This window comes from Neorhizobium turbinariae (assembly GCF_023223505.1).
In the GTDB taxonomy this organism is placed as follows: domain Bacteria; phylum Pseudomonadota; class Alphaproteobacteria; order Rhizobiales; family Rhizobiaceae; genus Neorhizobium; species Neorhizobium turbinariae.
This window is the reverse complement of the sequence record NZ_JALPRY010000010.1, coordinates 1-12,831: the sequence shown is the minus strand read 5'-3', so window position 1 is coordinate 12,831 and position 12,831 is coordinate 1. Positions and strand designations below refer to the sequence as shown.

Genomic DNA, 12,831 nt, shown 5'->3' with positions numbered 1-12,831 from the left:
GGCAGAAATTACTCCTTCTTTGTCGTTTCTGCCAGCGGCGCTCGGCGGTAGTCTTGATGTCAATGAATGGCCGATGTCGTTTCTCAACGGGAGGAAGCAGCGATGACGATGCGCTATCTGCTTTGGGGCATCATCATGCTCATGCTTCTCTGCTTTGCGGGCTTCGGCGGCTGGCTGTTGTCGCTTCCGACTGGTGCGCCCGCCAGCGAGGCGCCGCAGGTGCCGCAGGCAGAGCGGCAGGCGATGCTGGAGGCGCTGCGTCCGCCCGAAGGTCGGCGACCGGTGGTTGCCGTCATCGGTATCAACGACGCGACCGAAACGACGGACTATCTGGTGCCGACGGGCATCCTGCGCCGTGCCGATGTCGCCGATGTCCTTCTGGTCTCGACCGATCCAGGCCCCGTGCGGCTTTATCCGGCGCTGCAGGTGGAGGCGGACCAGACAATGGCAACCTTCGATGCCGAACATCCGGACGGCGCAGACTATGTCATCGTTCCGGCGATGAGCCGCGACGACGATCCGCAGGTGCTCGGGTGGCTGCGCGCGCAAGCGGGGAGGGGTGCTCGGATCATAGCGGTTTGCGCCGGCGCAAAGGCACTTGGGGCAACCGGCTTGCTCGACAACAGACGCGCCACGACGCACTGGTATTACCTGCGCGACCTTCTGCAACGCAGCCCCGGCATCAACTACGTGCCGGATCGGCGGATGGTCTCGGACGGTGCCGTGACCACCACCACCGGGATTTCCGCCTCCATGCCGATGATGCTGACGCTCATCGAAGCGATCGCTGGACGGCAAAAAGCTGAAGAGGTTGCAACTGGGCTCGGGGTGCCAAGCTGGGACGCACGCCACCTGAGCGCCGCGTTCGGTATTACCCGCCGCTTCGCTGCGACGGTGCTCGCCAACCGGCTGGCGTTCTGGGATAGTGAGGAGTTCGTGTTGCAGATCAAGGACGGCGTGGATGAAGTATCGCTGGCGCTCGCGGCTGATGCCTGGTCGCGCACCTACCGATCGAGTGTCGAGATACAGTCAGTATCGGGCGAGGCGGTGGTTAGCGCCAATGGCATCCGCATCCTGCCCGATCCGGACAGGGCGCATGAGGGGCAGGACCTCCCGTCCGTAGAGGGACCGCCGGCCAGAGTGCTGGACCAGACGCTGGAGGACATCGCCAGCCGTTATGGCCGGCCCACCGCTCATGTCGTCGCCATGCAACTGGAATATCCGTGGGCAAAAGGCGGTCCGTGAGCGCCGCTTGAAAAAATGTCGCCGCCTGTCGGGTTTCGACAGCGCGTCGCGTCCTTGGGATATCCTGCAAGATCAACCGAAAAGGAACTCGTCATGCCAAGCACAGTCAATCTTCACCGTGTCTTCGCCACCAGCCCAAACAAGGTTTTTCGTGCCTTCGTGGAGCCGGACGCACTGGCGAGCTGGTTGCCGCCCTACGGCTTCCTGTGCACGGTGCACCAGATCGATGCTCGCACGGGTGGCACGCACCGGATGTCCTTCCGCAACTTCACGACGGGGCAAAGCCACAGCTTCGGCGGCACCTATCGCGAGGTCGTGCCGAACGAACGGCTGGTTTACACCGACAGCTTCGATGATCCTAACCTACCCGGCGAAATGCTGGTGACAGTGTCGCTCAAGAAGGTCTCGGTTGGCACCGAAGTTACCATCGAGCAAAGCGGCATCCCGGATTTGATCCCGCGCGAAGGCTGCTACCTCGGCTGGCAGGATTCGCTCGACAAACTCGGCCGGCTCGTCCAGCCGGAGATCAACCAGTAGCGGAACGCGGAGCGCGGCCAAAGGCATACGAGCCGCGTTCTTCCCTATCGGGTCGGCGAAGCGCCAACGCTCAGCCACTACTTCGCCAATGCAAGAACCGCATTAGGCACGACTGGAAAACCGAGTAATCAGGGCTTTTTGGGAGAATTGGCTGGGGAACCTGGATTCTCACATAATTCCAATGGCTTAGTGGGTTGGCGTTGAAATTCCCTCTGTTTTCCCGCCGCGAGCGACCGTGGATGCCACCTTTGTGCCCTGGCTTTGGGCCTCAGTCAACAGGGCGGGGCGAGCGGCAATAATTTCCGCCTTCGGATCTCTTGACGGCGCCGCAGCGACGGGCCCGGCAGCCGTACTGCCCATACTCTCTCTCAAATTCACGGTGGGCTTGCGGGAGGTCTACTGTCATGTTGCAACCGGAGCAGCGCCAGTAACCAAAAGATCTACCTTGCTTAGGGGCGGCTGACGCTCAACGACCTCCAGTCACATGTAGCCTTGGCTTCGGAAGAAAAGTGTTCCTACTCCATCCACTGTGAACTGTAGCTTGGGAGAGATCTGGAGAAGGTTCGATATTTCCTGCTAGCACTATTGTTGGCTTGGCTAGACGCTTCTTAGGAGGATACCACGGGCCATAACGTTGTTAAGCAATAATTTACTATACTATTGAACTCGGACAATTTTTCTCTACAGAGGAAGACCGAAGGTTCTTTCCCGAAAGAAAATGTAATCATGATTCGGAATTTCGACGAGATCCAGAATAGCACTAAATTTCTTTCGCTGATCAAGATCCAGTCGGAAAAGTTCCTTGGTATTCATGAAGAGAAACCCCGCTTAGCGACCGTATTCTCCAGCCAAGATCGTTGGCTCATGGCGCATGTTGGACTTGCCCTTCATTTTGAGAAAATCATAGGTGCAAGACATCATGGATTAAGTGCTGCAAGTTTCGTAAGATCGGTGACGGATCACAATGTGACCAGCCGCAACACAGCGATTGCCTTTTTAAACGAGATGCTGAACTATGGGATCATCGATCATCGTCCACATCCGACTGATCGGCGGATGCGGATCATGGTGCCTGCATCGACTGCGGTGGAAGCAATCATAGGGTGGACGAGTTTGCATTTAGCCACGCTGGATGCCCTTGATGGAGGCGATCGCACATCTTGGTTTCATGCCTCCCCGCTCACCGCAATAAGCGAACTGCAGCCGGCGATCGCAGCGGGGCTTCTGAGGGACAAGACGATCAGAAATCCGCCACAAGCGTTCGCGCACTTTATGTGGATGAACAGCGGTTTTTTGATTACTGAACGACTGATAGCCTCGCTCGAGGATTGCGAACGGTTAAGCGAGCGTCTACCGCTACGAGTAACATCCGCCGCGGTCTTGACCAGCGGCCTAAATCTTTCGCGATCGCATTCAGCTAGAAAGATCAACGAAGCGGAGAGGCTTGGTATCTTGGGATGGAGTGGCACGAAAGGTAGGTCGCCGATGTGGCTCTCTCGCGAGTTCGTTTCCAGTTTCTGTTCCGTTCAAGCGGCAAAGTTAGAGATTATTGATCAGGCCGTGACCCGTGTTCAAGCCACCCCTATTCACCAAATTGACCGGCCACAGGCCGAGCGGCAGCCTTCGCCTCTTAATTAAAAATCAAGCTACAAATTTCCAACTTGCTTTACTATCCGTGTAAGGTGTCGCTTAAGAGTACCAGTGTACAACCATCCCCATAAAAGCAAATGGGGAGAAGACATATGTTCATTAAAAATATAGCGCCAGCAGTTGCTTTCTTTGCAACGGTTGCGACATCCGCCGTAGCCGGCCCGATCACGTCGCCCGCTTACATACAGCAGGCATCGGGTAGCGCCTCCAGCGCCGGTATACTCGGCACTGCGGCAATCTTCAAGGCGTCGTTTGAAATCCTGGCCGCGGTTCCGCGCACGGACACCTCGAACCTCGCCGGGAACCTGTCCTTCGTGTATCAGAGCGGCGACTTCAACACAGCTTCGGTTGAGCAGACCGGCAGCCGCAATGTCGGGCTGATCACGCAGATCGGCTATTTCAACGCGGCCTCCATCACTCAGGTTGGCACCGGTCATCAAGCTTTCGTTTCCCAACAGGGACGCAACAACGTCGCTATCATCCGCCAGCGCTGACACCCAGGTCCCTTCAACGCTGATGCGCAGAGGCAAGCACGTGCCTCTGCGAATCGCTTCCTGCCCACGGCATTTGTGTGTTCGAATTATGGAGTATCCACGTCTGGCAGTGGTGTCGGGGTCGGAGTCGGCTGCGGTGTGCCGCCAAAATCAGGAAAGTCGATCGAGAAGCCGGGGCTCTGACTTGCGCCTTCGCCTTGGGCACTTGCCTGCGATAGGAGCCAGTTGCCATTGAGTGGATCACCGCCCAGCGACGGATTAGTCGGGCGATAAACGAGTTGGGAAGCCTGTGCACTGCCGCAGATCGTCATCACGGCTGCGGCAACAAGAACAGTTTTGGTGAATTGCATTTAAAGCTCCTGCTTTCTCACATTTTAGCGTTTGGGAAGAACGTACATTCGGCCGGGCACGACAACAACAGTTTTGTTTTCCAGGCCACGCAAACCGGTCGGCATCATGTAGTTTCCGCTCTGCGGTGTCTGAATAGCAACAACGGTGGAGTTTACCGAGTCACGGACATCCAGTGCGCCGGCAAGATTGTCGCCTTTTTGAATATAGGCGATCTGGTTATTTCTGCCGGAAGCGCCGACCAGCTGGAAATTGTTGTCGCCGACACTTGCCTGAAGGACGGAATTATTGCTGCCACCCTGAACCAGAAGAAGTGCGGAATTGCTGCCTTCAATGGCCTGTACGGCGCGGTTGTTGGTTCCCGCCTGCTGGATCAGCGCCAGGCTTCCCGTGCCGTCGATGCCGGAATGGGCGTGGTTGTTGCTGCCGATCTGGATGATGCCGGTATTGGAGCCGGTTGAGCCGCCGACGAAAGGCATGATCGGCTGCATCAGTCCCTGCACGGTGGCCGGATCGGTATTGTAATCGGAAACCAGCAGGTTTTCTGCGGCGGCAATGCCCGGCGTCGCGATCATCGCACCGGCGAAGGCTGCTGCCTTGAGGACTTTCAGAATTCTTGATGTCATTTTCATACTACACCGCCATCGGGTCAGATTTTCAAAGGGATGCTGCCGAGCGTGATCGAGCGGCGCAATGCACACAGTGTCTTTCCTGACCGGTCTTTTACCGAGAGCACGATTGCCAGCTCGGCCGGTCCTTCCATCGAGACAATCGTCCTTCCCAGCCTTCCATTGACGAAGTTGCCGACCTGTCGTGACTGGCTTTGCCCCGCCGGGCTCCGCTTCGTCACATCGAGTTTCAGGCTCCCCGCAAGATCGCCACGACCTTCGAGAAACGGCTCAATCCGGGCGATTTGACCTCTCGAAACGGTAATGCCGCAGCTCGCGACCCGATCGTCGGCGGGAATTCCCGGATAGACCTGCCTGTCTTCGGCTGAGACGGCCCTCACAGAAAGGCCGCCCAGAAGGATGGTTGAGACCAGCAGAACAATTGGGGTCCTAGAGAGAGACATGCCTTGCTCCGCGGGTTCAAGATCGGGGCGCCCGAAGGCGCCCCGACCCGATGTTTTACTGCTGAGTTACGAAGGCCACGTTGCCGCGACCGATCTGGGTAACCAGCGAGTTCTGGTTGGCGTTGCGCTGATCGACGAAGGCTTGGTTGGTGGCGGAGCCACTACCGACACCGATCTGGAGCACGATGGAGTTGGAACCGCTGCCCTGCTGCGAGATCCAAGCGTTGGAATAGTTTCCGGCCTGCATCACTGCAGAGTTCTGGTCACTTCCCGTCTGCCCCACGACTGCGATGCTGTTGCTTGCCGTCTGGACGATCAGCGAGGTGCTGGTGCTGCCCGACTGCGTGGCGTAAGCGCCATTGTCCGCGCCCGCCTGAACGATCAGCGACGAGTTGAACGTGGACGGAGCCAGGATATTGCTACCGCCCTGTGTCGTTACTGCCGTGTTGCGTTCACCGGTCTGGAAGGTGGCGGCTGCGAACAGGGCGCCATTCTTCTGTGTGGTTGTAGCAACGTTGTCGGTGCCGTCCTGAACGGTGGCGGCTAGCGCACCGATCACTGCAGTCTGCGCGGTTCCGGCAGTGTTGAAGTCACCGATCTGAACCGTTCCAGCGATTGCACCTGCAGTGCCGACCTGGAAGTTTGCAGCTTCGTTGTTATCGCCGAACTGAGCGATACCAGCAACGGAGGCAACTGCAGGAGCCGGTGCGTTGACCTGAGTGATGATGCCGAGGTCAACCACGTTGACGGAGCCACCCTGGACGTTCATCGCGGTGTTTTCGTTACCGGACTGGACGATCGCAGCAGCAGAAAGACTTGCCGGGGCGTTTTCTGCCGAGACCGGTGCTCCAAATACCGTGCTCACGGCTTCCGCACCCTGAAGGTTGACGGCATTGTTGTCGTCACCGTTCTGGAAGGTCAGAGCTGCAACCTGCGAGCTGCCGAACTTCTGGACGTTGGATGCCGTGTTACCGGAGCCGACCTGGACGATGCCGGCGAGAGCATCGCTGACACCAGCCTGGGTGTTGCCGGCTTCGTTGTCATCGCCGAACTGGGCAATGGCAGCGGAAACACCGTTGGAGTTGCTCTGGACGTTGGCGGCGTTGTTACCGTCACCAACCTGCAGGGTTGCAGCATCGGCTTCCAGCGTTGCGGTCTGAACGTTGCCGGCTTCGTTGCCGTCACCAATCTGGAGGTTCAGCGCGTTGGAGTCGACTGCAGCAGTCTGAACGGCAGCGGCGATGTTGTCGTCGCCGACCTGAACGTTTGCAGCATTGGAGCCGATGGTCAGGGCGTTCTGCTGAACGCTTGCCGTGTTGTTGTCACCGATCTGCAGGTTTGCAGCGGCGCTGTTAACAGCGAGCGTCTGGATGTTGAACGCCTTGTTACCGTCACCGATCTGAACCGAGGCAGCATCCGCACCCGAGGTCGCGATCTGCTGGTTGGCAGCGATGTTGTCGTCACCGAACTGGCCGATGATGGCGTTGGAGGCGGATACCTTCTTGACGATACCCTCCGTCGGAGCAACGGCTGCTTGCTCCCCAATTTTATCCCAATTGTAGTCATCGACGGTTATGTACTTCGGAAGCCAAGGCGTCCACTTGGTGTAGAGAGGGTTAGGCTTTTGTACCGTACCAACCTTCTTCCATTCGTAACGTATGTAACCCTGCTGACCACCCGAACCCGGAATGTATTGGCCAACCTGCGTGTTCGCAGCGGTATTTCCGTTGCCGACTTGTGCGATAGCAGCCTGAGAATCTTGCGCAGGCATTGCCGCGATGCCACCTGGGAAGCTACCTGGCAGATATTCGGTCTTGTAACGATAAAGCGATGGGTCGACCGAGAGGACCGGGCCGCCGCTATAGTCGGTGTGCGCGCTGTAGGTCGTACCGGCAAATGCTTCGGTACCACCCTGCGTGTTGCTGGCCTCGTTGCCATTGCCGACCTGAAGGATTGCGGCATTGACGTTCGAGCTGCCGGCCTGCTGGACGTTGCCGGCAACGTTGCCTGCGCCGAACTGGGCGATCAGGCCGTTGGCCCCGGTCACGCCGTCCTGCAGGTTATAGGCGCTGTTCTGGTCGCCGCCATTGTTGCCCTGGATGATGAGGGCGTTGCTGTCGAGCGTCGCCGTCTGGGTATTGGCGCCGAGGTTCTGGCTGGTGCCATTGCCGTACTGGATAACGCCTGCATCGGAATTGGTCGATGCCGACTGCGTGTTGTAGCCGGTGCTGCCCGAGCCGCCCTGAACGATCAGAGCGTTCTGGTCCACGCCGCCCGTCTGGCCGTTGACCGCAGCGTTGTCGGATCCGACCTGCAGGATGCCGGCACGGTTTTCGCTGGACGGGCCTTGTGCGAGCTGGGTGTTGGCAGCGCGGTTCCCCTTGCCGATCTGGATCGTCGTCGCGACGGTCGCCGAATCCGGCTGCACGAGGTTGGAGTTGCCCTGCTGCGTGTTGCTAGCAACGTTGTCTTCGCCGAACTGGCCGATCGTCGCCGTGTTGCCGAAACCGTTGACAACAGCGTTGGCAGCTTCGTTACCATTGCCGACCTGAAGGATGCCGGCCGCATTGTTCGTGCCGTCGCGGCTGGTGTTCACACCATAGTTGTTGTCACCGAACTGACCGATCACCGCTTCATGGCTGGTACCGCCGACATGAAGGTTGCTGGCACTGTTGCTATCGCCGCCCTGGATGATGCCGACCGAGCTCTGCGTGCTGGAATCCTGGCTGTTCAACGCACCGTTGCCGGTTCCGAACTGGGCGATGCCGGCTTCATTTCCAAGACCGATTGAATACTGTGCGATGACTGCCGGATCGGTATAGGTATCGACGACCTGAGAGTTGGAGGCGAAGTTGCCCTTGCCGACTTGAAGGATGTTGGCATCAGAGCCGATGGCACGCTCCTGCGTGGTCAGCGCCGAGTTACCGGATCCGGCCTGGAAGGTGCCGGAGAAGGATTCACTGCTTCCTGCGACCTGCTGGCTGAAGGCAAAGTTGCCCACCACGGCCTCATCGCCGTTCAGCTGGATGATGCCGGTATCGTTCAATCCGCCGCCAGCAGCGCCAGTTCCATCCTGAACGTTGCGGGCAAGGTTGTTGAAGCCGCCCTGGAAGATTGCGGCGCGGTTCACGCCGGTCTGGCGGAACTGGTCGATGAAGTTACTGCCGCCGAACTGGGCCAGACCGGCAATGTTTCCGCCGTCCTGCAGGAAGTCGTTGCCGATGAAGTTGTTCCACCCCAGCTGCTCGACGCCGAGGAAGTTGGTGCCAATCTGCGCATCGGCAGGGGCGCCTGCTCCGGTCAGCGGCAAGAAGTGATTGTTGACGCCGTGCTGGTAAATGAACGCAGCATTGCCGTTGCCATCTTCCGCAGCGACCTGCGAGAGGTAAGCGAAGTTGCTGGTGTCGCGCTGGCCGATATAGCCGAAATTGCTATCTTGCGCAAAGGCCGAACCAGCCAATGCCGTAACCGCGACGCCGGTTAGCAGGAGGGTCTGTCTACTCGAGTATTTCATTGTCTTCTCCCTAAAAGGCTGCCCCCGTTTACACGGTCGCCTCAACAACTGATGAGTTAACGAGAGCTTAATGCCATCGTCTTCTGTATCCAAGCAAGGCAGCTTTAGCTAATTATTAAGTAATAGTTAATTCAGAAAATCGGATCACCCAAAAAAGAGACTCCGTTTTCAATTTGCGAAATAAAAAAGCCCGCAGACGAAGCCGCGGGCTATAGGTATCGTATTCTAAGCTGATAATTATACGTCTAAAATTACATTAGGATTTTTTATCGTCGCTTTGACTTCGATATGCCTTGTCGAATTCCCGTAGCAACATCTGCTCTTGAGACTTGTCTTGCAAGCTCCACAAACCTTGGCGCAAGCCGTCTACCACCAGCGCATACACCGCAAGTTCGATACCCTCTCGCACTGCCAGCGAGCCGGGATCGTTACGTGACTGACCCAGTTCGATTTCCAGCAATTCACCAGCCGAGACAAATTTATACGCTCCGCCGCGTATCTGGACCGAGTAAACCTGTTTTGTTGTCGTCGTGGATGCCAATATTTCGCCCGTTTGCACGCTTACGGCACGCAAGTTGACGGTAACCACGTCCGAGCGGTACTGCATGTCTCCGCCGATGCCAAGATATTTGGCGCCGGCTCCTCCAGTGAGTTCATTGGAGTCATATCCGACGATGCCGCCTTCTAAGATAAGGCCAGCAAATCTAACCGGGGGCAGGCCGCTCGGACGACCATATGACTTCTGGGTGTTCTCGATCAGGGTCCGCTCTTGAACCAGGTTTTTCAAGCCTGTGCGTTCGACCACCCGGAACCAGTTGCCGTTGCCTGCTTTCTTCAGAACATCGATAAGCATCGCGCCGCCACCCTGCGTCACCGCGCGACTATACTCGGCGAAGCTCTCGTTCGGCTTTGCCTGGCCGGTTAGGTCGGGGAAGTCGTATACGGCGACATCGACCGGAGTCGCCGGCGGCGGAAGCCCCTTGACGCTAGGAGTTGTTTTCGTCGGCGCGGCCAATGCTGCTGCCGGAGTAGCCAATTGCTGGCCGCTCTGGCACCCACTGAGGGCGGCCGCCACTGAAAATAGTGCAGCAAACCTTAATTTCATAATTTCCCCACGCAAGCATAACTGATGCGAAACCCCAAAGAACGCAACATACTATGTTGAGGTCAAGGTTACATTCAGTGATGCTAGCTTTAGTCCCCTTCGTCAGCGTTAGCGCCTAGCTAATGCTGACTCGGCATGTCTACACGATGATCATCTACTTACAATGTCTCATTTCTGGGTAGATGCTGAAATGGTATTCTGTATTCAAAAACTTCGGCCCAGTTTAATTGGGAAATCATCTTCGAATAGTGCCAGCGCCCACGGATGGCCAGTCGCTAGCACTAGATTTAATCACTGCATTCGAACCTGTACCCACAGTTGGCACTAGGGGTGCCGCAGCGGCAACATCCTCTACGACCGCAGCTTTTGTCGCTACTAGTTGTCTTCGGGGGGCGGGGCGTCCAACCGGCGCTTGCTGAGCACGAGGCTTGGCTCCGAGGGGAATTTGCTCGACATAAACAGATCCGCTATTTCCTGGTGTGGCTTGACCAACATAAGCCTGCGCTTGAGCTACACACGCGAGCGAAACTTCGGAGATGACAGCGCATCCGTAAAAAGCAATAGTGCTGAATCTCGTCATTTTGACCTCAGGGCTAGATTTCTATTGCCATCAGTAAGGATAAATTTTGATCGAGTTCAACATCCATCTTTACTTTAATCGAGTTTTTGGACCATGAAGGTGAAGGCGGATTATTTGCTTGGAGGAAACATGGCACGCACTCGTTCAGCGCTCATGGCAGTTTTGGGAATCGCGGGCACGGGCTTTTGGGGTCTTTCAACGGCCTATCCTCAGTCAGGCACTTCGGGACCAATGTTCTCCACGCCGGCATCGCGCTCCACCACCGGGGCTCCAATTCTCAATAACTCATCCAGCGGCCCGGATCGCGGCATCATTGACTCTGCGGGTGGAGGTACGAACACAAGTGCGCCTGCTGAAGGGCAGGCCGGACGTGCTGAAGCTCAGGCGCCCAGTCAGGTTCCCCCTGCAGCAAAGCGTTTCGCGGGATGGGAGTTGCAATGCGTGGCGATCGCCCGGTCCAACAAAGTCTGCCAGATAACCAGCAGTGTCACTTCACCTGATGGTAGTCAGATCATTTTGGTCATGAGCATTGCGAAAGATTTAGTCACTAAAGCCCTACGGATGCAGATGGCAGTCCCACTCGGCATAGCGATTGCGGAGAAAGTCGGCATCACGGTGGTGCCGGATTACGAAACATCCATGGCAGTCAACCGTTGTACTTCGCAGGGATGCCTCGTTGAAGGCGTTGTCGAGCCAGCACTAGTGAAAGCAATACGCGAGGGGGAGCAGGCAATTGTTACCGTAACGACCCCAGAAGGAAAACGTATCCCTATCGCGCTTGGACTGAAAGGTGTATCGGCTGCTCTCGATGCTATGACCGAATCTGAGGAGATAACGAGGTGATCTGCGGGACGGGCCCCGCCACGTGGGGCGTTGGCCAAGAAACAAACCGGCATCGCGGAATAACAGCTTGAGGGTCCCCAGCCAATTTTCCTAGCCCCCTCGAACAGGACGGATGGCCCCGGGAACTGCGGCCAAGATTGTCCAAGCAATTGAGGAGACGTCACTTTTCCGTGCAGGAGATGGTTGCAAATTTAGATAGAAAAACCGCTCAAAAATGGCTTGCCTGGGGACCTTGGATTCTCACGTGATTTCAATGGCTTAGTGTATTCGCCTTGAAATTCCCTCTGTTCTCCAATCGCGAGCGACCGTGGATGCCACCTTTGTGTCCTGGCTTTGGGCATCAGTCAACAGGGTGGGTGAGCGGCAATTATTTCCGCTTTAGTATCTCATATTGCAGCATAGCAGCGAGAGAGCGTTCGGCAGCTCTGCGCCTCCATTTCGGCCGTTAAGATAACTCGGGTAGACACCTGTAAGCAGTCGGTCTGCTGATTACTTCCGGAAGCGCCAAATGCGGAAATCATTTACGCGAACGCCTTCATTTCGGACGTTAAGCCCAGTCTCGCGTGTCGCCGGAAGCGGACATTGTGACTGCCATGGTCCGCAGATCCGCAGCATATGGAGGCCAAGCCAGTGACTGAAGACACTGCGCATCTTTACTCGGCATTCAACATAATCGAGGTCGGTGCTTTCTCGCCAAACACTTGGCTTCGCGCTTCTTTTCTATCTTGGCCTTGTTCGAGATCTCCCATGATATTGTCGGCATAAATACTATGAAGACAACCTGTGATGCCAAGCGCCCGCCGAGGCGGGGCTAGGCAATCCGTCTGCCCTCATTCGTCTCAACGATATGAAAGCAATCGCGATCCGTCGGAGATTTTCGACGTCGTTCCTAGAGGGATAGCAATGTTGAAGCAGACAAGTTGCTAAGGCAGGCACGGTCAGATTCACTCGCCAAAAGTAACCCGTCGGTAAACCAAAGTAACCCAGATAATAAGCGCCGTGGACTCCCCTAATTCAACGGTGTAGTGTAGGATGTAAGCGTTGCAATTTTGCGACCCACATGTGAGGGAGGGGATCATGGAATGGGTTCGAAGTGCATTTGCCTGCGGGTTCCTATTTTATTCGTTTCTTTTCAGCGCAAACGCAGCTTTATCGGCGGCGAATCAGTCCATAGAAAGTGTTGCTTCGGCGATTGCAACAGCTACGGGGCAGGCGAGACTTTCGCTCGCCGCTGGAATATTTAGAACCAAAAGAGGGACCACTGAATTCAGGCTGGAAGTGCCTGAAAATATGGAGTCCACGTTGAAGTTCAGCTTCGACAATGATGCGCTACTGTCGGCTAGTTGGGCGTTCCAGAAGGAAATCTTCGTGGAGGTGCGCACTGGCGGCAAATGTGTTCTGTTGATTTGCACTGAGAGCTGACCCGGGATTTGCGCCGAGAAG

11 protein-coding genes are annotated in these 12,831 nt (G+C 56.6%); 5 read left to right on the top strand and 6 right to left on the bottom strand.

The features are described from left to right. Nucleotides 1-102: 102 nt before the first annotated feature. The 4 genes from M0654_RS08690 (at nt 103) to M0654_RS08675 (ending at nt 3,926) form a co-directional block, all read left to right on the top strand. A complete protein-coding gene (locus M0654_RS08690; protein ID WP_248682756.1) occupies nt 103-1,245 on the top strand; it encodes a DJ-1/PfpI family protein in 1,143 nt (380 codons plus the stop codon). A 93-nt stretch (nt 1,246-1,338) separates the two neighbouring features. Beyond that, on the top strand, nt 1,339-1,782 hold the full coding sequence (locus M0654_RS08685) for an SRPBCC family protein (protein ID WP_248682755.1): 444 nt from the start codon (nt 1,339-1,341) through the stop codon (nt 1,780-1,782). Between the two features lie 726 nt (nt 1,783-2,508). Beyond that, a complete protein-coding gene (locus M0654_RS08680; RefSeq protein ID WP_248682754.1) occupies nt 2,509-3,420 on the top strand; it encodes a hypothetical protein in 912 nt (303 codons plus the stop codon). Between the two features lie 104 nt (nt 3,421-3,524). After that, nucleotides 3,525-3,926 (top strand): hypothetical protein, encoded by a 402-nt coding sequence (locus tag M0654_RS08675; RefSeq protein ID WP_248682753.1) that lies wholly within the window; start codon nt 3,525-3,527, stop codon nt 3,924-3,926. A gap of 86 nt (nt 3,927-4,012) precedes the next feature. Here the strand turns inward: M0654_RS08675 and M0654_RS08670 are convergent, their stop codons facing one another. The 5 genes from M0654_RS08670 to M0654_RS08650 form a co-directional block, all read right to left on the bottom strand. Then, on the bottom strand, nt 4,013-4,276 hold the full coding sequence (locus M0654_RS08670; protein ID WP_248682752.1) for a curli assembly protein CsgF: 264 nt from the start codon (nt 4,274-4,276) through the stop codon (nt 4,013-4,015). Between the two features lie 24 nt (nt 4,277-4,300). Continuing rightward, a complete protein-coding gene (locus M0654_RS08665; protein ID WP_248682751.1) occupies nt 4,301-4,975 on the bottom strand; it encodes a hypothetical protein in 675 nt (224 codons plus the stop codon). Further along, nucleotides 4,924-5,346, bottom strand: coding sequence for a curli-like amyloid fiber formation chaperone CsgH (csgH, locus tag M0654_RS08660; protein ID WP_248682750.1), 423 nt, complete (start codon nt 5,344-5,346; stop codon nt 4,924-4,926). The genes M0654_RS08665 and csgH overlap by 52 nt, the downstream gene beginning before the upstream one ends. Before the next feature lie 55 nt (nt 5,347-5,401). Further along, a complete protein-coding gene (locus M0654_RS08655) occupies nt 5,402-8,860 on the bottom strand; it encodes a beta strand repeat-containing protein (protein WP_248682749.1) in 3,459 nt (1,152 codons plus the stop codon). A gap of 256 nt (nt 8,861-9,116) precedes the next feature. After that, nucleotides 9,117-9,965 carry a CsgG/HfaB family protein gene (locus M0654_RS08650; protein ID WP_248682748.1) on the bottom strand — a complete coding sequence of 283 codons (849 nt, stop codon included), beginning with the start codon at nt 9,963-9,965 and terminating at the stop codon, nt 9,117-9,119. 673 nt (nt 9,966-10,638) lie between these two features. Between M0654_RS08650 and M0654_RS08645 the strand changes: the two genes are divergently transcribed. Then, the gene (locus M0654_RS08645) at nt 10,639-11,388 is read left to right on the top strand and encodes an invasion associated locus B family protein (protein ID WP_248682747.1); all 750 of its coding nucleotides are present in this window, start codon (nt 10,639-10,641) and stop codon (nt 11,386-11,388) included. Between the two features lie 1,163 nt (nt 11,389-12,551). Here the strand turns inward: M0654_RS08645 and M0654_RS08640 are convergent. Then, nucleotides 12,552-12,831 (bottom strand): hypothetical protein (locus tag M0654_RS08640; RefSeq protein WP_248682746.1); only part of this gene is annotated, 280 nt, incomplete at its 5' end.